We start from the raw sequence: 19,083 nt of genomic DNA on the forward strand, positions 1-19,083 counted from the left end.
CAACCTCGGCGGCGGGCGCCGCTTCTAGTCTGTTGCCGATCGCCTGATGGACTCCCAGAGGGCGTCCACCCAGGGCAGGTTGGCCGGGTCTTGTGCTGATGCTGCACCCGCCGTGCCACTGGACTGCGCGGCAGGAAGATCGCTGCCGAAGACCCAGTAGCCCGTCTCTCCGGGCATAACCATGTTAATGCGATCGCGGGCCTGCTGTTTCACGTAGTTGGGATCCTGCCACCGTGAGACCTGGCGTTTAAGGTCCTCCTGTTTCGACTGCTTGGCCGCGATGTCTGCCTGGAGGGCTGCGATCTCGGCGCGCTTGTCGAGGAAGATCTTGACCGTGGGCGCGAGGAGGATGGTGATGGCAATCATGACCACGCCGAGGGCAAGCAACCGCCCCGAGAACGCCTTGGCGGGTACCGGATCGAGTGATTCGTCGGTGTCCCGCGCGGCGGCCCGGCGTGCGGCCTTGCCGCCAGCCTGCTCGGGCGACTTCCCTGGCGCTTTCCCGGGCGCCTTCCCGGCTGAGGGCCGGGATCCTGGCGGTGCAGTCGGCCGCTTCTGGCCGGCGGCCGGGACATCGGCGGACGGACGTTCCGGGCCCGGGATTTCGGGGGGTCGGCCGTCGGAGCCACGCTTGCCTGCAACACGTGCTGCCGTCTGGGACGAGGCCGGCGCGGCGCCGGAGGATTTGGCCGGCGTCGTCGTGCCCGCGCTGCCGCGGGAGCCGCCGAAGTCCGCCCGTATGACGTCGCCGCCGTCGACTGCTGCACCCAGGCCTCCGGCCGCAGGCCTGACAGCCTCAGCCTTGGGGGCCGCGGGCGTAGCCCGGGGAACATTGGGACGTCGGGTAGCCATGTCACTCCTTCAAAAGCGGACCAAAAACAGAACCGGTGGCCATGGTCTTTCAACCATAGCCACCGGTTACCGGTTTTCGCGGCTAACTAGCCCTTGAAACGCGGGAAGGCGCTGCGTCCGGCGTAGCGTGCGGCGTCGTCGAGTTCTTCTTCGATGCGCAGCAGCTGGTTGTACTTTGCGACGCGCTCGGAACGGGCCGGTGCGCCCGTCTTGATCTGGCCGGCATTGGTGGCAACCGCGATGTCGGCGATCGTGGTGTCCTCGGTCTCACCGGAGCGGTGCGAGGTGATGGTGGTGTAACCGGCACGCTGGGCCAGGGACACGGCATCCAGGGTCTCGGTCAGGGAGCCGATCTGGTTGACCTTCACCAGCAGCGAGTTTGCCGTGGCGGAGTCGATGCCCTGCTGCAGGCGGACCGGGTTGGTGACGAAGAGGTCGTCGCCCACGAGCTGGACCTTGTCGCCGATGGCGTCGGTGAGGGTCTTCCAGCCTTCCCAGTCGTTCTCGTCCAGCGGGTCCTCGATCGAGACCAGCGGGTAGTCGGCGACGAGTTCGGCGTAGTAGTTGCTCATCTCGGTGGCCGTGAGGGCCTTGCCTTCGAACTGGTAGGCGCCGTCGTTGAAGAACTCCGAGGAGGCAACGTCCAGGGCCAGGGCGATGTCCTTGCCCGGGGTGTAGCCGGCGTTCTTGATGGCCTCCTGGATCAGGTCCAGGGCAGCGCGGTTGGAGGGCAGGTTCGGGGCGAAGCCGCCCTCGTCGCCCAGGCCGGTGGACAGGCCCTTGGCCTGCAGGACGGACTTGAGGTTGTGGTAGACCTCGACGCCCCAGCGCAGACCCTCGGAGAAGGTCTCGGCGCCGATCGGCGCGATCATGAATTCCTGGATGTCGACGTCGGAGTCGGCGTGCGAGCCGCCGTTGAGGATGTTCATCAGCGGCACCGGCAGGACGTGGGCGTTCGGGCCGCCCAGGTACTTGTACAGCGGCAGGTCGGCGGACGCCGCGGCAGCGTTGGCAACGGCGAGGGACACGCCGAGGATGGCGTTGGCACCGAGCTTGGACTTGTTGGCAGTGCCGTCGAGGTCGATCATGGCCTGGTCGATGCTGCGCTGGTCGGTCGCGTCGAAGCCGATCAGGGCCGGGGCGATCTGGTCGATGACGGCGTCGACGGCCTTCTGGACGCCCTTGCCGAGGTAGCGGCCCTTGTCGCCATCGCGGAGCTCAACGGCCTCGTGCTCGCCGGTGGAGGCGCCGGAGGGAACTGCTGCGCGGCCGATCTGGCCATCGGAGAGCAGGACTTCAACTTCTACGGTCGGGTTGCCACGGGAATCGAGGATCTCGCGGGCGTGGATGGCATCGATAAGCGCCATGGATATGCTCCTTTGGGTGAAGCGATCTGCAGGGAATCTGACTGCTGGGAATCTGGCTGTACATCAAGCTGATAAGCCGACGTCGTCGTCGCTACTAGCCTAGTCGAGAGCGGGATAAGTTACGGAAACCTATCCAATCCCCGGACGTCATGATGCCGGCGCGACTTGCCCGGCACTATGGGGCCTACGCTACCGTGCCGGCGCTATGAGGCCGGCGGCACAGGGCCGTGACTGTCCTGGAAGCGGCGGAGGGCTCCGCGGAGGGCGCGCTCGGCGTCAAGTCCGCCGGCCCGGGCGGCCGCCACGATCCCGAACAGCAGGTCTCCGAGCTCCCCTTCGGTGCCGGGGATGTCGACGCCGGTTCCGCCGGCAGCCGTCGGCAAGCCGGCGCGCTCGGCCCGGTCCAGGAGCTTTTGGGCCCGCGCCAGGGCCGGAAGCGCGGCGGGAACGCCGTCGAAGACGTGGCCGCGTTCCGGTTTCTCGGCTTTCTTGACGGCGTCCCAGGTCAGGACGATCTCCTCGACCGTTGCGGGGAAGGAATCCTGCAGTGAGCCGTCGGGGCGAAAGACGTGCGGGTTCCGCCGGATCATCTTGGCGTTGAGGGAGCGCGCGACGTCGTCGAGGTCGAAGGCGCCGCGTTCCTCCGCGAGCCGGGCATGCAGGACCACCTGGAGCAGCACGTCTCCGAGTTCGGACTTCAGGTCGGCGTCGCCGCCCTCCGTCTCGATGGTTTCGGCCACCTCGTAGGCCTCTTCGAGGAGGTATTCGACGAGCGACTCGTGGGTGAGGGCACCCATCCAGGGGCAGTGGGCGCGCAGCTCGGCGATCGTTCGCACCAAGTCACCGAGCGGCGCGCCCACCGCGTTATCCCGGCTAGCCAAGGTCGGCGTAGGCCTCGTTGATGTATTCCACCAGTGCTTCCTTCTCCTCGAGCGGGAGGAAGGCGGCCTCGGCCGCATTCAGCGTCAGCTCCAGGAGGTCGTCGAGGTCGTAGTCGAAGGTCTCGACCAGGAGCTCGAACTCGTCCGTGAGGGTCACGCCGCTCATGAGCCGGTTGTCCGTGTTGATGGTGACGTTGAAACCCAGCTGGTAGAGCATGTCCAGCGGGTGGCTTTCGATCCCCTCGCCGAAGCCGGCAATGGCACCGGTCTGCAGGTTCGACGACGGGCAGATCTCCAGGGCGATGCCGCGGTCGCGCACCCAGCTGGCCAGCTCGCCCAGGGTCACCATGCCGATGGTGTCGCTGACCTCGACGCCGAAACCGTCGGCGTCCTCCCAGGCTTCGCTGTCCTCTTCGAATTCGATCGTGACATCCTCGGCGATCCGGACACCGTGGCCCAGGCGAAGCGCCCGGCCGTCCACCAAGGCCGACTGGATGCTCTCCAGGCCGGCGGCCTCGCCCGCGTGGACAGTGGCGGGGAAGTTGTGCTCGGCCAGGTAGGTGAAGGCGTCCTTGAAACGGGACGGCAGGAAGCCGTCCTCGGCACCGGCGATGTCGAAGCCGACGGCGCCGTTGTTGCGGTGGCGGACGGCCAGCTCGGCGATTTCCTGGCCGCGGTCGGCGTGGCGCATGGCGGTGATGAGCTGGCCCACCTGGATATCGCGGCCGGTCTCGGCGACGGCGTCAACTCCTGCTTCCAGCCCGGCCTGGACGGCCTCCACCACTTCGTCCAGGCTCAGGCCCTTCTGCAGGTGCTGCTCGGGGGCCCAGCGAACTTCGCCGTACACGACGCCGTCGTCGGCCAGGTCTTCGACGAATTCCTTCGCGACGCGGAACAGGCCTTCCTTGGTCTGCATCACGGCGATGGTGTGGTCAAACGTTTCCAGGTAACGGACCAGCGAGCCGGAATCGGCGGATTCGCGGAACCACTCCCCCAGCGCGACGGGGTCGGTCGAGGGCAGCGTGTGGCCCACGGCCTCGGCAAGCTCAATGATGGTGGCCGGGCGGAGCCCGCCGTCCAAATGGTCGTGAAGGGAAACCTTGGGAAGGACCGTCAGGTCGAAGTCGAGGTCAGGGGCAGCGTCAGGATTAGTCTCAGTCACGTTCCAACCATAGGGTCGCAGGGCGCGGGATGCTACTTTCTGGAGGCCCCGGCCTCGGTGGGCGGGCCGGCCAGCATCGTGCCGTGCCCCTGGGGAGCGGTCTCGTGGGCAGCGGGGTCCTGGGGCACGGTCCCCGGAACGGACCCGCCGTCGGACGTGCCGCCGGACGCGGCCGGGGCGGACCGGGTGTCGTTGCGCCCAAGGCGCTTGTGCCACCAGCGCAGCAGGTGATCGATGAGGACGCCGAGCACGATCGCGAACACCACCGCAATCCCCGCGCTGAGCAGCGGGTTGTGGTGCAGCCACGGGAAGGAACTGGCCAGGACGCCGATGCCGATCGAGTAGCCGACCCACGTGACGCACGCGATGGCGTCCAGGAAGAAGAATCTGCGGTGCGGAAACGACGTCGTGCCCGACACATAGTTGACGGCGACACGGCCCCAGGGGATGTACCGGGCCGTGAAGATCAGGACGGCGCCGCGTTTCTCGAGCTCGTAGTGCGCCCAGGCGAAGACCTTCTGGACTTTCGGCTTGCGCATCCAGCGGAACCGCTCTAGACCGATCTTCCGCCCGAGCATGTAGGCCATGTTGTCGCCGGCCATGGCTCCGACCAACGCAGTAAGGGCAAGGAGCCAGAGGTTGGGCTGGCCGCTGTGCAGGGAATACGCCGCAAGAGCAACGATGAGGGTCTCACTGGGGACCACCATCGCGAAGCCGTCCACGAAAAAGAAAACCAGCAGCAGCGGGTAGATCCACCACTGGCCGGCAGCATGGAGCACGGCCTGGTTAATGAACTCCATGCGGGCGGTGCTCCTTGATGATGAGGAACGGACAACTAAGCCGTGACGAACATGCGATGGTCGTGTGGGTGGAACCTGCAACGAACTGCAGCAAACAAACGTGATGCAAATCGCTCCTAAGTGTCCCACGGGCGGGGCGCGGTCCGCTACGGTCGAGCGTCCGGTGACAATGATGATGACGGGGCCTATGGTGCGCGCGATGATCGGGCGTCCGGCGCGGCGTCCGGGAGGGTCGCATCTGCAGTTCACGGTGTTGTGGGGGTAGGAACAATGGGGGCAGCCCTGTCCGGTTCACTTAGGATTCAGCCGGCGGAATGGACGGCGTGGACTCCTCCGGAGTGCGGCCACGCAGCCTGCTGATAGTGAAGTCCACGGCGACACCCAGGACGATCGCGCAGACGATCGCGATGGCCGCACCGAGCACGTGGTTTTTCTCAAACCACGGGCCGACGAACAGCCCGATTCCGACGGAATAGCCGGCCCAGAGGACTGCCGACAGCACGGTCAAGATCATGAATCTTGGCCTCGGGTAGTGCGTGGCACCGGCGGTCAGGTTGACGGCCACACGCCCGATCGGGACGAAGCGTGCGACGAGGATCAGCGACGCGGGCCGTTTCCGCAGTTCCCGTCCGGCCCAGGCAAAGGCCGCCTGCGTCCTCGCACCGCGCTGCCAGGCCCAGCGCCGTGTCCCGGTTCTGCGGCCGATCAGGTAGGCGAGGTTGTCGCCTACCCAGGCCCCGGCGGCGGCAGTGAGGATCAGGAGGACGGGGTTGGGAACATTCGCGGTGGCGGCGACGGCGGCCAGGCCCACCACCACCGATTCGCTAGGTATCGGCGGGAAGAAGCCGTCGATCACGCAGCAGGCAAAAACAAGGACGAGAACCCAGGGCTGCCCTGCGGCGGCGAGGATGAAGTCGTTGATTGCCCGCACAGCTTCCTAACGCACGGCGGGGCCTGAAAGATCCTGATGTGGAGTCAGTGTACCGCTGGCGGTCCCAGCCGCCACTTGCCCTATCCCTTATGGCGGCTAAACCCAGGGTTTGGGGACCATAAGTGATAGGGCAACGGGGGTTGGGCGGCAGGGGGTTGGTGGCGGGGGTTAGGCGATGCGGTCGATGATGAGCTTCTGGGCGGGCCGGGACCCCTCCGGTGCGATCACGGCGGCGTGTTCCAGCGCTTCCTTGGCACGCTCGAACTTCTCCGGAGTGTCCGTCAGAAGAGTCATGAGCGGTTCGCCGGCCCGGACCGTGGCGCCCGGCTTGGCGTGCATCCGCACCCCGGCTCCGGCCTGGACCTTGTCCTCCTTGCGGGCCCGTCCGGCGCCGAGACGCCAGGCCGAGACGCCGACGGCCATCGCGTCAAGCTCCACCAGGACGCCGTCGGCCGGGGCGTAAATGACCTCGGATTCCCTGGCCACCGGAAGCTTGGCGCGCGGGTCGCCGCCCTGCGCCTCGATCATCCGGTTCCAGACGTCCATGGCCCGGCCGTCCCGCAGGGCTGCGCGCGGATCCGCGTCGCGGACGCCGGCGCACGCCAGCATCTCCTCCGCGAGCCGGACGGTGAGTTCGACGACGTCTTCCGGGCCCCCGCCGGCCAGGACCTCCACGGATTCCTCGACCTCAATCGCGTTGCCCGCGGTGAGGCCCAGTGGCGTGTTCATGTTGGTCAGCAGGGCAACGGTGTTGACGCCGGCGTCCTTGCCCAGGGCCACCATGGTCTCGGCGAGTTCGCGGGCACGGGCCTCGTCCTTCATGAAGGCCCCGCTGCCCACCTTGACGTCGAGCACCAGCGAACCGGTGCCTTCGGCGATCTTCTTGCTCATGATCGAGGACGCAATCAGCGGGATGGCCTCCACAGTTCCGGTGACATCGCGGAGCGCGTAGAGCTTCTTGTCCGCCGGGGCCAGCCCCGCGCCGGCGGCGCAAATGACCGCGCCGACGTCCTGGAGCTGGGCCAGCATTTCCTCATTGCTCAGGTCCGCGCGCCAGCCCGGGATCGCTTCGAGCTTGTCCAGGGTGCCGCCGGTGTGGCCCAGGCCGCGGCCCGAGAGCTGCGGCACGGCCACGCCGAAGACCGCCACCAGGGGCGCCAGCGGCAGGGTGATCTTGTCTCCCACGCCGCCGGTGGAGTGCTTGTCGCTCGTCACCTTCACGCCGCCGTCGGGCCGCCGCAGGCTGGAGAAGTCCATCCGCTCGCCGGAGGCGATCATGGCCGCGGTCCAGCGGGAGATCTCGGCCCGGTCCATGCCGTTGAGCAGGATCGCCATGTTCAGGGCGGCCATCTGTTCGTCGGCGATGGCGCCACGGGTGTAGGCGTCGATCGTCCAGTCGATCTGGGCCGGGCTCAGCACGCCCTTGTCCCGCTTGATGCGGATGATGTCGACGGCGTCGAACGCTTCAGTGGTGCTGGTGGTCTGTGTCGATTGGGTCACCGGGGTTCCTCCAGGTGTTGGGGGCCAAAGGCATCGGGAAGGACCTGGTCCATGGTCTTGATTCCCTGCGTGGTCATGAGCTCCATGTCGGGAGCCCGGAATTCATAGAGCAGCTGGCGGCAGCGCCCGCAGGGCATGAGGACGTTGCCGCCGGCGTCGACGCAGTAGAAGGCGCGGAGAAGTCCCCCGCCGGTCATCTGCAGGTTGCCCACCAGGGCGCACTCGGCGCACAGTGTCAGCCCGTAGCTGGCGTTTTCGACGTTGCAGCCGCTGACGATCCGGCCGTCCCCGGTGAGGGCTGCGGCCCCCACCGGGAACTTCGAATACGGCGCATAGGCGTTCTGCATGGCGGACACTGCCGCGGCCTCGAGCGCGGCCCAGTCAACCTCGGTAGTCTCCACGGTCAGCCCTTGATGTACGGGATGCCGTCGGCGGCTGGCGGCCGGGAGCGGCCGACGAGTCCGGCCACGGCAAACACGGTCACGAGGTAAGGCAGCATGGCCATGAACTGGCTCGGCACGGGGGTGCCGATGATCGTCACGATGCTCTGCAGGTTGTCGGCGAAGCCGAACAACAGCGCGGCGAAGAACGCCCCGATCGGATTCCAGCGGCCCAGGATCATGGCGGCGAGGGCGATGAAGCCGCGGCCTCCGGAGATTTCCTTGGTGAAGCTGTCGATCGCCACGAGGGTGAAAAACGATCCGCCGATTCCGGCCACGGCGCCGCCAAGGGTGACGTTCCAGAAGCGGGTCGCATTGACCTTGATGCCCAGGGTGTCGGCCGCCTGCGGGTGTTCGCCCACGGCACGGACGCGCAGGCCCCACTTGGTCTTGAATAGCGCGATCCAGATCACGATGACGGCCACGTACATGAGGTAGCCCACCACGGACTGCTTGAACAGGATGGGCCCGATGACGGGGATGCCGGACAGGACCGGGATATCGATGATAGGCAGCCGGCCGGGCGAGTTGTACTTATCCGGGTCGGACTGCATCACGGTGCTGAACAGGAAGCCGGTGAGGCCGGAGACCAGGACGTTGAGCACGACGCCGACGATGATCTGGTTGACCACGTACTTGATGCTAAACAGGGCCAGGACCATCGAGACGAGGGCGCCGGCCACGGCCGCCGCCAGCAGGCCCGCGTAGGGGTTGTGGGTCAGGCTGGCCACGAGCGCGGCCGTGAAGGCGCCGCCCAGGAGCTGGCCTTCAATGGCGATGTTCACGACGCCGGCGCGTTCGCACAGCACGCCGGACAGGGAACCGAAGACGATCGGCACGGCGAGCGTCACGGACCCGGCGATGAGCCCGGCCAGCGAGATGCTGGGGGTCCGGGCGCCGCCCACCACCCAGATCAGGAAGGCGACCACGAACACCACTGTGAAGACGACCGGCAGCCAGCGCGGGGGCCGCTGGTTCCGGTTCGCCTTCAGGACCAGGGCGTAGCCGGCGAGGCCCAGCAGGATCACGGAGAGCACCATCCCGGACAGGAACGCGGGTAGTTCGATCGCGGGCAGTTGGAAGAAGTCCCCGCCGGAGGATACCCCGAACTTGGCGGTCCCCTGCGGGCCCAGCAGGCCAAAGAAGATGAAGGCGACGACGGCGAGCACGGCGAGCGTGACCGGCAGTTTCCAGGTGACGGGCTTGGCGGACTGCGCCGGTGTGTGGCCTTTCTCCGGCTGCGGTTTTACGGGCGAGGTTGCTGTTGTGCTCATGCGGCACCTCCGGTGGTTGCTGCCTGCTTGGATGCGCCGGCGGTTGCTGTCTTCTTCTTGCGCGGGTTGAGTCCGAAGATCGCCCGGACCAGGGGCGGCGCCGCGATGAACAGCACAATGAGCGATTGGACCACGAGCACGATGTCGATCGGGGTTCCGGTCTGGATCTGCATCTGCACGGCGCCGGCACGGAAGGCCCCAAACAGGAGGCCTGCGGCAAAGGTGCCCCATGGTGAGGAACGTCCCAGCAGGGCCACGGTGATCGCGTCAAAGCCATACGTTGCCGCGACACCGTCGGTGAGGACCTTTTCGGTGCCGGCCACCTGTGCGACGCCGGCCAGGCCGGCCAGGCCGCCGGCAATGGTCATCACCAGGATCGTGGCCCGGGGGACGTTGATACCGGCAGTCAGGGCTGCCTTGGGGTTGGCCCCGACGGCACGGAACTCGAAACCGATCGTGGAGCGGTTCAGCAGCCACCAGACGAACACCGTGGCCGCGATGGCCAGCAGGAAGCCCACGTGCAGCCGGTACTGGCTGCCGAAGAGCAGCGGGTACACGGCGCTGGGGTCCAGAATCGGGGAAATCGGGGTGGACTCCCCCGGACGCTGGAACAGGTCCGTGTCGAGCAAGTAGCGCAGGAGATACAGGGCGATGTAGTTGAACATGATGGTCACGATGACCTCGTGGGCACCCGTGCGGGCCTTGAGCACGCCCACAATGCCGCCCCAGACGGCGCCGCCGACGACGCCGGCCACGAGGACGAGCAGCAGGTGCAGCCCCAAGGGCAGGTGCAGAGCGAAGCCCACCCACGATGCGAGGATGCCGGCCATGATGATCTGGCCCTGGGCACCGATGTTGAACAGACCCGCGCGGAAGGCCAGAGCGACGCCGAGGCCCGCGGTGATCAGCGGGGTGGCGATCGTCAGCGTCTCCATGAGCGGGGCGAACTGTCCGGCCACCCCGGTGCCATGGGGGTTGAAGACCGCGCCCTGGAAGAGGGCGACGTACGAGCTCGTGGCGGCGGACCAGACGGCGGTGAGGAAGTCACTGGGACGGGCGAAGAGATAGCCGGCCGTGGTGCCGACCACCTTGTCCGTCAGGGCGATGAGCAGGCCGCCGAGGATCAGTGCGAGCAGCACCGCCAGGATGGTCACCATGCCGTTGCCGGTGAAGATCTTCCGCAGCACCGACTCGGATTCCTCCGGAGCGCCCAGGTGTCCGCTCTGGGTCGAGACCGGAACCGCCGATGGCTGCATGGCGCCACCGGCGGTGTCCAGGGCGGTGACAAAGGCCTCGTCGTCCTCGGGCGTCTCGAGTTCCGCGTCCGCGGCCTGGTCAGCCGGAATCGGGTCCGGGTCCGTTGCGGCCGCGTGCCGCGGCTCGGTGTTCTCAGTCATGGTGGTCTCCTACGGCGCCGGAGCTGGGCTCCTGCACGGACGGGGCGGCGGGCGCCGGGTACGTTGCGGGGGTGTCGGCTGGGTTTTCGGCAGATTCCGGCGCCGGTGCCGGGTGTTTGCCTGCGGCGTCGGCCCGGGCCTCTTCCGCGGATACCCCGGCCATCATCAGGCCCAGGACGTCGCGGCCGGTGCCGGCCGGGACGATCCCGACCAGCTTGCCCTTATACAGCACGGCGATCCGGTCGGCGAGTTCAATCACTTCGTCCAGTTCCGTGGAGACGATCATGACAGGCGTGCCGTTGTCCCGCTCCGCAACGATGCGTTTGTGCAGGAACTCGATGGATCCCACGTCCACGCCTCGGGTGGGCTGGGAGGCGATGAAGAGCCGCAACGGCCGGGAAAGTTCCCGCGCCATGACAACCTTCTGCTGGTTGCCGCCGGACAGGGTGCCTGCGGCGAGCGAGCCGGACGGAGTGCGGACGTCGAATTCTTCGATCCGGGTCTTGGCGTTCTCCAGGACCTTGGCCGGGCTCATGCTGATGCCCTTGGCGAACGGTGCCTGGTCGTAGCGGTCGAGGATCAGGTTCTCGGCGATGGAGAACGTGCCGATCAGCCCGTCGAGGGAGCGGTCCTCCGGGACGAACCCGACCCCGGCGTTCAGGACCTCCTTGACGCTGCGGCCCACGAGTTCTTCGCCGTCGAGCACGATCGAGCCGTGGACCCTGCTGTGGAGGCCGAGGACGGCCTCGGTCAGCTCAGTCTGGCCGTTGCCCTGGACGCCCGCGATGGCGAGGATCTCGCCGCGGGCGATCCCGAAGCTGATGCCGTCCACGACGTGCTGGCCGCTGGGGGCAATCACGGTGAGGTCCTTGACCTCAAAGGTGGTCTCCTGCGGCTTGGCGGGACCCTTGTCCAGGGTCAGGCTGACGGCGCGGCCGACCATCATGGAGGCCAGCTCGGTCGTCGAGGCGCCGGGATCGGCCGTGCCCACTACTTTGCCGCGCCGGATGACGGTGATGGTGTCCGAAACGGCCTTGACCTCACGGAGCTTGTGCGAAATGAAGACGATGGAGGTGCCGTGGCTCTTGAGCTGGCGCATGATGTCCAGCAGCTCATCGGTGTCCTGGGGGGTCAGCACGGCCGTGGGCTCATCGAGGATGAGCACCTTGGCGTCCCGGACCAGTGCCTTGATGATCTCCACCCGCTGCTGCACGCCCACGGGCAGGTCTTCAATCAGGGCGTCGGGGTCGACGTCGAAGCCGTACCGGTCCGAGATCTCCCGGATCTTCCGGCGGGTGTCGTCAAGGTCCAGGAATCCGCCGGTCTTGGTGGTTTCCGCTCCCAGGGCGACGTTTTCCGCGACCGTAAAGACGGGGACCAGCATGAAGTGCTGGTGAACCATGCCGATGCCGGCAGCCATGGCGTCGCCGGGGCCGCGGAACGTGACCGGTTTGTCATCAATCAGGATTTCGCCCTCTGTGGGCTCGTACAGTCCGTAGAGGACGTTCATCAGCGTGGACTTGCCAGCGCCGTTCTCGCCGAGCAGACAGTGAATCTGCCCGGGTTCAACAACCACATCAATGTGATCGTTGGCTACCAGGGAGCCGAAGCGTTTGGTAATCCCCTTGAGTTCAAGTTTCAAAACTCTGACCAATCTCGAAGTGTCCGGAAGGCTTGGTCCGGACGCGAAGTGGGGGCCGCAGCACCAGCTTAGTGCCTGCGGTCGCAGGCGCAGCGGGCCGCGAAACGAAAAGCGCCACAGCCCGTGCGGTGGTGACCGGACGGGCCGTGGCGCTCAGCGGAAGAAGTTAAGACTTCGGGCTTGCTGCGGATTCAACCTTCAGCTTGCCGGAGGCGATGTCCTTCTTGATCTGGTCCAGCTCGGACTTCAGGTCCGCCGGAACCTGGGAGTCCATGTCGTGGAACGGAGCCAGCTGGACGCCGTCGTTCGCGAGGGTGCCGACGTACGGCGCGTTGGTGAACTGGCCGTCCTTGTCCTGCTTGACGACCGTCTCGACGGCCTCGCCCATCAGCTTCATGACGGAGGAGAGCATGATGTCCTTGTAATCCGGTGCCGTGAGGAAGCCGTCGGAGTCAACCCAGATGAGCTTGACGTCCTTGCCTGCTGCCTTGGCTTCCTTCAGGGCGGCGCCTGCACCCTTACCGACCGGGCCGGCGACGGGCATGACGATGTCGGCGCCCTGGTCCAGGAAGTTCTGGGTGAACTGCTTGCCCTTGTCCTGCTTTTCGAAGTCACCGGTGAAGGAGCCGTCCTGCTTGGCCTTGTCCCAGCCGAGGAGCTTGACGTCCTTGCCCTTCTGGTCGTTGTAGTACTTCACGCCGTCGGCGAAGCCGTCCATGAAGATGGTGACCGTGGGGATCTTGATGCCGCCGAAGGTGGCGACCGTTCCGGTCTTGGTGGTGCCTGCCGCGAGGTAGCCGGCCAGGAACGCCGCCTGGGCGGTGTCGTAGATGATCGGCTTGACGTTGGTGATCGGGGTGTCGTAGCCGAAGTCGATGATGGCGAAGTGCTTGTCCGGGTTCGCGGTGGCCTGGGCCTTCGTGGCGTCACCGAGGAGGAAGCCGACCGTGATGGTCAGGTTGCAGCCGGCGGCGACCATGGCGCGCAGGTTCGGCTCAAAGTCGTTGTTGGTCTTGGACTCGGCCTGGTTCGTCTGGATGCCGAGATCCTTCTCGGCCTTCTTCAGGCCCTCGTAGGAAGACTGGTTGAACGACTGGTCATCGAATCCACCCGAGTCGGACACGATGCAGCCCTTGTAGTTGCTGGCAGTCTGGGTGGCGGTGCTGGCCTCCGGGGCAGCTCCGCAGCCGGTCAACAGGAGTGCAGCCGCGCCCGCGGTGGCGACCCCGGCCATTGATCCGCGCTTGAGGGTGGCACGCAGGGAGTTCTTCAATTTTCCTCCAGGAAGAAAGAGTAGGCGCTACGACGGAGCTCAATGAGTGTCTGTCCGCGGTGTTCCGCTGAACTCTGTTTGTCACTGATGGATTCGCAGCACTGCGCCGAGGCGCACTGATGAAGTTACTGTAGTGTCCTGCGACACGTGCATGTAGCAGACTTCACAGCAATTACCCAGATTGTTGAGAACTTGTTACCTAGTAGTAGCCCGAACCCTTCCTACAGGCCCGTGCGCGCAGACGCCTCCGGCACCGGTCCCCGCGGGGACCGGTGCCGGAGACGTCGGAGTACAGTGGCGGCGGCTGCCTGTTTGGTGGCGCGCCGGCGCCGGACTACAGCCGGACGAGCATCTTGCCGGTGTTGGCGCCGTCGAGCAGGTCCATGAATGCCTGCGGTGCGTTCTCCAGGCCGTCCACCACCGTCTCGTCGTAGCGGACGGTTCCGTCGGCCAGCCAGCCGGACATGGCCTCGACAAACTCGGCCATGTGCTGCCAGTAGCCACTGACGAGGAAGCCCTTGAGCGTCAGCTGCTTGCCGATCGCCTGCATGAGGTTCCGCGGCGCCGGAGTCGGCTCGGTGGAGTTGTACTGCGAAATGGCGCCGCACATGGCCACCCGGCCGCCGACGGTGAGCGCGGACAGCGCCGCTTCAAGGTGCTCGCCGCCGACGTTGTCGAAGTAGACGTCGATCCCGCGCTCGCCCGCGGCGGTGGCGAGCTGCTCGGCCACAGGGCCGTCGTGGTAGTTGAACGCGGCGTCGAAGCCGAGTTCCAGGAGCCGTGACACCTTTTCCGGCGAGCCGGCGCTGCCGATCACGCGGGACGCGCCCATGGCCTTGGCGATCTGCCCGACGAGGGAGCCGACCGCACCTGCCGCGCCCGAGACGAACACGACCTCGCCGGGTTTGAATCCGGCGACTTTCAGCAGACCCGCGTAGGCGGTCAGGCCGGTCATGCCGAGGGCGCCGAGGAACGCGGAGGCGGGGGCCAGGTCCGTGCGCGCCGGGGTGGTGGCCGCGGCGTCGACGACGGCGTATTCGCGCCAGCCGAGGCTGTGCACGACGGTATCGCCGACGGCGCGCCCTTCGGCCCGGGACGCGATGATTTCGCCGACGGCTCCGCCGTCGAGGGCGGCATCCAGCGCGAACGGCGCGGAGTAGGACTTGACGTCGTTCATGCGGCCGCGCATGTACGGGTCCACCGAGATGTAGAGGTTGCGGACCAGGACCTGGCCGTCCTGCAGTTCGGGCAGCGGCGATTCGGCGAGGCGGAAGTTCGCCGGGACGGGACGGCCGTGCGGCCGGGACGCCAGCTGGATCTCGCGGGTGGTGACGGGAAGGGTGGGGGTTTCGGTGTGGGTGCTCATGCGGCTACCTCCAGGATTTTGATGTCGACAGTGATGTTGCCGCGGGTGGCGTTGGAGTAGGGGCAGACCTCGTGGGCCTTGGCCACGAGGGCCTCAGCGGTCTCCCGGTCCACGGCGGGCAGGGCGATCTCGAGTTCGGCGGCGATGCCGTAACCGGCGCCGCCCTCGAGGGCGCCGAGGTGGATCCTCGCGGCGACGGCGGAATCGGTCAGGTCTGCTTTCTGCTGGCGGCCGACGAGGCGCAGCGCCGAGTGGAAGCAGGCCGCGTAACCGGCGGCGAAGAGCTGCTCGGGATTGGTGCCCTCGCCGTTGCCGCCGAGTTCGACCGGGCTGGCCAGGGCCACGTTGAGTTTGCCGTCCTTGCTGACGGCGGTGCCGTCGCGGCCTTCGCCGGAGGCTAGGGCCTCGGCTGTGTAAAGGGGTTTCATGGGGTTTCCGTTCTGTCGGCGGGACAAAGTGGTTGAGACAAAAGCGTTCCAGCGAGGAACTCGCCGGAAACCTGCGGAGTCGCCGTGAACTTCCGGCGAGACGGCACGCCACCGGCGATTTCGACGTCTAACGCGTCTACCGGGGCGGTCTCAGTGGGAGGCCTGGAGTGCACTGGCCAGCCGGCCCAGGGTTTCGCGGAGCTGGTCGAGTTCGGCCGGCGTGAGGCCGGCGGCGTCGGCGAGCCGCTGCGGGATGCCACTGGCTTTGGCGCTTAGTGCGGCCCCGGCGTCGGTCAGGTAGATCTCCACGCGGCGCTCGTCTTCGGCGGACCGGCGGCGCTGGACGAGGCCGAGGGCTTCGAGCCGCTTGAGCAGCGGCGAGAGCGTCCCGGAGTCGAGCCCGAGCTCCTCCCCCAGTTCACGGACGCTGCGCGGCTCCGCTTCCCACAGCACCAGCATGGCGAGGTATTGCGGGTAGGTCAGGCCGAGCTCCTCCAGCATGGGCCGGTAGGCGGCCGTCGCTGCGCGGGAGGCCGAGTACATGGCAAAGCACACCTGCCGGTTCAGGCGGAGCGCTTCGGACCCGTGTGGGCGGGCCCCTTCTGGCGTGGTCATAGCTCTAGCCTACTCCACAATTGAGTTGTGCACAATTCAATTGTGCACAACTCAATTGAGGAGAATCCAACCGTGCGGCCGACCGGCAATGGGGCCATCGACGCCAATACCGGCGTCGCCGAATTTCCCCACGTTCGCCGGACGCCGACGGCGTGTCGGCCCGAATATCAGGCGCGTCCCGGCGTCGTGCCGCCAAAGGTGGGGAAACCCCCGCAGGCGGGCACCGCGGAAGTCCGGACCGAGCGGGGCGGGGATCTAGAGGTCGCGGATGGTGCGCAGGGCCGCCGCCGTGAGCACCTGGATGCCGAGGCCGAGGGCCCGCTCATCGAGAATGTAGTCGCCGCGGTGGAGGTCGTACTCTTCCCCGCCGGGGGTCTTGGTGCCGAGGCGCATCATGGCGCCGGGGGTCTCGGCCAGGAACCAGGCAAAGTCCTCCCCGCCCATGGACTGCGGGGTCAGGACGACGGCGCCCTCGCCGATTTCGGCGCGGGCGGCGGCCTCGATCAGCGCGGTCTCGTGCTCGGAGTTGACCACAGGCGGCACGCCGCGGGTGTGCTCGAGGTGGACGTCGACGCCGTACGGCTCGGCGATCTGCCGGACGACCTCGTCGAGCAGTTCACCGGCATCGTGCCAGGCCTCGCGGTCCAGGCACCGCATGGTGCCGGCCATGTAACCGCTGCCGGGGATGGCATTCGGGGCCGAGCCTGCCGAGATCTGTCCCCAGACCACGGATACGCCGCTGCGGACATCGACGCGGCGGGACAGGACGGCGGGAACGTTGACCGCGATCTGCGCGAGGGCGAAGACCAGTTCCTCGGTCAGGTGCGGGCGCGAGGTGTGTCCGCCACGGCCGGAAAGTTCAATCTTGATGGTGTCCGACGCGGAGGTAATGGCCCCGATCCGGGTGCCGATCTTGCCGACCTCGATCCGGGGATCGCAGTGCAGCGCAAGAATGCGGGGCACGCCCTCGAGAACACCCTGTTCGATGCACGAGGTGGCGCCACCGGGCATCGTCTCCTCGGCGGGCTGGAAGATGATCCGGACAGTGCCGCGCAACGGGGACTGCTCGTGCATGCGCTGCAGGACCAGGGCGATGCCGAGCATGGTGGTGGTGTGGACGTCGTGGCCGCAGGCGTGGGTCACGCCGTGGTTCTTCGACGCGAACTCAAGGCCCGTTTCCTCGATGATCGGCAGGGCGTCAATGTCGCCGCGCAGCGCGGTGGCGATGGGCCCTTGTCCGATGTCGACCGTCAGGCCGGTTCCCTCGAGACGCCGGGGCTTGAGCCCGGCTTCCTCGAGCCGCTTCGCGAGCTTGTCGGTGGTGCGGAATTCCTTGAACGACAGCTCAGGGTGCGCATGGAGGTCGCGGCGGAAAGCGATCAGCTCCGGCAGGAGGGGCTCCAGCCACGGCCCCACGAGAGTCGTGGGCTCAGCTTCAGTAGAGTAGTTGCGCACGGAACAACTCTATCCAGCCGACAAAGAATAGCGGCATCGCGTACGGCGCGTTACGGATTGCTGAACGCGGGATGGCCGAAAAGCCTCCCGCCCGCCTACAGGACGTCGGTGTCGCCCTTGGCCTTGATGGCGTCCACTGCCTGCTTGACCCGCTGCGAGTGTTCCTTCGTGGTGACCAGCAGGGCGTCCGGAGTGTCAACGATCACGACGTCTTTAATGCCGATGAGGGCGATCACCCGCTTGGTATCGGAGACCACCACACCACTGGCGTTCTCGGTGAAGACGCGTGCGCCTTCGCCCAACACCGTGACTTCGTCGACTTCCTTGGCGCTGTTGAGCCGGCCCACGGAGGCAAAGTCCCCGACGTCGTCCCAGCGGAACGTTCCGGGCACTACGGCGACGTCGCCCGCGGCGGCGGCCGGTTCGGCGACGGCATAGTCAATGGCGATCTTGGGCAGGGTGGGCCAGACCCGGGCCGTGACGGCGTCGCGCTCCGGGGTGTCCCAGGCCTTGGCGATTTCCTGCAGTCCGGCGAAGAGCTCGGGCTGGTTGGCTTCGAGGTGCTTGAGCATCAGCGAGACCGGCGCGACGAACATTCCGGCGTTCCAGACGTATTCGCCGCTGTCAACGTACTGCTGGGCCACTTCCTCGCTGGGCTTCTCCACGAACTCCACCACGGACTGCGCGCTGGGGGCGTCGGGGATGTTGAGGTTCGCTCCGGAGCGGATGTAGCCGAATCCGGTGGAGGGGTGGGTGGGCTTGATGCCGATGGTGACGATCTTCCCCGCAGCCGCGGTGTAGACGGCCTCACGGACGGCATCCTGGAAGAGCGCGTCCGGGCTGATGACCTGGTCCGCGGCGAACGAGCCCATGATGGTGTCCGGATCCCGCTCATGGAGGATGGCCGCGGCGAGGCCGATGGCCGCGCCGGAGTCCTTGGGCTCGCTTTCCAGGACGAGGTCAGCTTCCAGGACCTCAGGCAGTTGGCGGCAGACAGCGGCCCGGTGGGCGGCACCGGTCACCACCAGCACGTGCTTGCCGGCGACGGGCTGGAGGCGGTCGTAGGTCGCGCGCAGCAAAGTGCTGCCCGAACCGGTCAGGTCATGGAGGAACTTCGGGGCCGCTGCCCGTGACAGGGGCCAAAGACGGGTCCCCACCCCGCCCGCCGGAATGACCGCAATAAAACGGTCCAGCGGTGAATCCTGGCTTGTCACTTTGTCTGTAGTCATCACCGCTACTTTAGCCGACGGCGGCCACATCACCCCCGAACGGGAAGGAATCCCGCCCCCGGGGCCCCCGCAGTCGAGGCCGCAGTCACGGCCGCAGCCGCAACCGAATGTGGCGTTCGTCTCAAAAGAGACGAAAAACCGCGCCGGGGCTTGTCAACAACCTGTCCCTAAATTGAATAAGCTGTGAGCGAAGCCTAGATTTAGGCTTGAGCTTACGAGTGCTCTCGCAGCAGGCGTTCCCCCCGCGTGGATCCCATGCCAGCGCCGCTGTGTTGCAGGGAGGTTTATTCAGTGCCGACAAAACCAGCTGGCACCTTGTACCGCGGCCGTGAAGGCATGTGGTCCTGGGTTGGACACCGCATTACCGGTGTAGTGATTTTCTTCTTCTTGTTGGTCCACGTGCTGGACACCTCATTGGTGCGTGTGTCCCCCGAGGCCTACACCGCCGTGATTGGCGCCTACAAGAACCCC

At 66.8% G+C, this 19,083-nt stretch carries 18 protein-coding genes; 1 reads left to right on the forward strand and 17 read right to left on the reverse strand.

Translation table 11 applies throughout. The annotated features are described in order from the left end of the window. Positions 1-24: 24 nt before the first annotated feature. From AC1DBQ_RS05805 to AC1DBQ_RS05885, 17 genes are all read right to left on the reverse strand, one after another. On the reverse strand, positions 25-852 hold the full coding sequence (locus AC1DBQ_RS05805; protein WP_476927595.1) for an FtsB family cell division protein: 828 nt from the start codon (positions 850-852) through the stop codon (positions 25-27). Positions 853-938: 86 nt separating this feature from the next. Continuing rightward, positions 939-2,219 (reverse strand): phosphopyruvate hydratase, encoded by a 1,281-nt coding sequence (gene eno, locus AC1DBQ_RS05810; protein WP_476927596.1) that lies wholly within the window; start codon positions 2,217-2,219, stop codon positions 939-941. 203 nt (positions 2,220-2,422) lie between these two features. Next, on the reverse strand, positions 2,423-3,016 hold the full coding sequence (locus tag AC1DBQ_RS05815; protein WP_476927611.1) for a MazG nucleotide pyrophosphohydrolase domain-containing protein: 594 nt from the start codon (positions 3,014-3,016) through the stop codon (positions 2,423-2,425). Positions 3,017-3,092: 76 nt separating this feature from the next. Beyond that, positions 3,093-4,262: an adenosine deaminase gene (locus AC1DBQ_RS05820; protein WP_476927597.1), complete on the reverse strand. Its 1,170-nt coding sequence runs from the start codon at positions 4,260-4,262 to the stop codon at positions 3,093-3,095. Between the two features lie 32 nt (positions 4,263-4,294). Then, positions 4,295-5,062: a DedA family protein gene (locus AC1DBQ_RS05825; RefSeq protein ID WP_476927598.1), complete on the reverse strand. Its 768-nt coding sequence runs from the start codon at positions 5,060-5,062 to the stop codon at positions 4,295-4,297. Between the two features lie 295 nt (positions 5,063-5,357). Continuing rightward, a complete protein-coding gene (locus AC1DBQ_RS05830) occupies positions 5,358-5,993 on the reverse strand; it encodes a DedA family protein (RefSeq protein ID WP_476927599.1) in 636 nt (211 codons plus the stop codon). Between the two features lie 168 nt (positions 5,994-6,161). Beyond that, complete coding sequence (locus AC1DBQ_RS05835) at positions 6,162-7,493, reverse strand: thymidine phosphorylase (protein WP_476927600.1); 1,332 nt, start codon at positions 7,491-7,493, stop codon at positions 6,162-6,164. Continuing rightward, positions 7,490-7,894, reverse strand: coding sequence for a cytidine deaminase (locus AC1DBQ_RS05840; RefSeq protein WP_091250852.1), 405 nt, complete (start codon positions 7,892-7,894; stop codon positions 7,490-7,492). Before AC1DBQ_RS05840 ends, AC1DBQ_RS05835 begins: the two co-directional genes overlap by 4 nt. Before the next feature lie 2 nt (positions 7,895-7,896). Then, positions 7,897-9,207, reverse strand: a complete 1,311-nt coding sequence (locus AC1DBQ_RS05845) for an ABC transporter permease (RefSeq protein ID WP_476927601.1) — start codon at positions 9,205-9,207, stop codon at positions 7,897-7,899. Next, positions 9,204-10,604 carry an ABC transporter permease gene (locus tag AC1DBQ_RS05850; RefSeq protein ID WP_476927602.1) on the reverse strand — a complete coding sequence of 467 codons (1,401 nt, stop codon included), beginning with the start codon at positions 10,602-10,604 and terminating at the stop codon, positions 9,204-9,206. Before AC1DBQ_RS05850 ends, AC1DBQ_RS05845 begins: the two co-directional genes overlap by 4 nt. After that, positions 10,597-12,246 carry an ABC transporter ATP-binding protein gene (locus tag AC1DBQ_RS05855; RefSeq protein ID WP_476927603.1) on the reverse strand — a complete coding sequence of 550 codons (1,650 nt, stop codon included), beginning with the start codon at positions 12,244-12,246 and terminating at the stop codon, positions 10,597-10,599. Before AC1DBQ_RS05855 ends, AC1DBQ_RS05850 begins: the two co-directional genes overlap by 8 nt. A gap of 166 nt (positions 12,247-12,412) precedes the next feature. Continuing rightward, complete coding sequence (locus AC1DBQ_RS05860; RefSeq protein ID WP_476927604.1) at positions 12,413-13,519, reverse strand: BMP family lipoprotein; 1,107 nt, start codon at positions 13,517-13,519, stop codon at positions 12,413-12,415. Positions 13,520-13,853: 334 nt separating this feature from the next. Next, a complete protein-coding gene (locus AC1DBQ_RS05865; RefSeq protein ID WP_476927605.1) occupies positions 13,854-14,885 on the reverse strand; it encodes an NADP-dependent oxidoreductase in 1,032 nt (343 codons plus the stop codon). Beyond that, on the reverse strand, positions 14,882-15,313 hold the full coding sequence (locus AC1DBQ_RS05870) for an organic hydroperoxide resistance protein (protein WP_476927606.1): 432 nt from the start codon (positions 15,311-15,313) through the stop codon (positions 14,882-14,884). Before AC1DBQ_RS05870 ends, AC1DBQ_RS05865 begins: the two co-directional genes overlap by 4 nt. 150 nt (positions 15,314-15,463) lie before the next feature. Beyond that, positions 15,464-15,928 carry a MarR family winged helix-turn-helix transcriptional regulator gene (locus tag AC1DBQ_RS05875; RefSeq protein WP_476927607.1) on the reverse strand — a complete coding sequence of 155 codons (465 nt, stop codon included), beginning with the start codon at positions 15,926-15,928 and terminating at the stop codon, positions 15,464-15,466. Positions 15,929-16,183: 255 nt separating this feature from the next. Then, positions 16,184-17,383, reverse strand: coding sequence for an amidohydrolase (locus AC1DBQ_RS05880; protein WP_476927608.1), 1,200 nt, complete (start codon positions 17,381-17,383; stop codon positions 16,184-16,186). A 95-nt stretch (positions 17,384-17,478) separates the two neighbouring features. Continuing rightward, positions 17,479-18,612, reverse strand: coding sequence for a mannose-1-phosphate guanylyltransferase (locus tag AC1DBQ_RS05885; RefSeq protein ID WP_116765976.1), 1,134 nt, complete (start codon positions 18,610-18,612; stop codon positions 17,479-17,481). Between the two features lie 291 nt (positions 18,613-18,903). Between AC1DBQ_RS05885 and AC1DBQ_RS05890 the strand changes: the two genes are divergently transcribed. Then, positions 18,904-19,083, forward strand: a 180-nt coding sequence (locus AC1DBQ_RS05890) for a succinate dehydrogenase/fumarate reductase transmembrane subunit (protein WP_476927609.1), incomplete at its 3' end; no start/stop codon positions are given.

The sequence above is a fragment of the Arthrobacter sp. 10T413_2 genome (assembly GCF_056394205.1).

Bases quoted from the DNA above. Each gene is read 5' to 3' on its own strand.
- AC1DBQ_RS05805 (WP_476927595.1), bottom strand. From the start codon at position 852: ATGGCTACCCGACGTCCCAATGTTCCCCGGGCTACGCCCGCGGCCCCC.
- eno (WP_476927596.1), bottom strand. From the start codon at position 2,219: ATGGCGCTTATCGATGCCATCCACGCCCGCGAGATCCTCGATTCCCGT.
- AC1DBQ_RS05815 (WP_476927611.1), bottom strand. From the start codon at position 3,016: ATGGGTGCCCTCACCCACGAGTCGCTCGTCGAATACCTCCTCGAAGAG.
- AC1DBQ_RS05825 (WP_476927598.1), bottom strand. From the start codon at position 5,062: ATGGAGTTCATTAACCAGGCCGTGCTCCATGCTGCCGGCCAGTGGTGG.
- AC1DBQ_RS05845 (WP_476927601.1), bottom strand. From the start codon at position 9,207: ATGAGCACAACAGCAACCTCGCCCGTAAAACCGCAGCCGGAGAAAGGC.
- AC1DBQ_RS05850 (WP_476927602.1), bottom strand. From the start codon at position 10,604: ATGACTGAGAACACCGAGCCGCGGCACGCGGCCGCAACGGACCCGGAC.
- AC1DBQ_RS05865 (WP_476927605.1), bottom strand. From the start codon at position 14,885: ATGAGCACCCACACCGAAACCCCCACCCTTCCCGTCACCACCCGCGAG.
- AC1DBQ_RS05870 (WP_476927606.1), bottom strand. From the start codon at position 15,313: ATGAAACCCCTTTACACAGCCGAGGCCCTAGCCTCCGGCGAAGGCCGC.
- AC1DBQ_RS05875 (WP_476927607.1), bottom strand. From the start codon at position 15,928: ATGACCACGCCAGAAGGGGCCCGCCCACACGGGTCCGAAGCGCTCCGC.
- AC1DBQ_RS05885 (WP_116765976.1), bottom strand. From the start codon at position 18,612: ATGACTACAGACAAAGTGACAAGCCAGGATTCACCGCTGGACCGTTTT.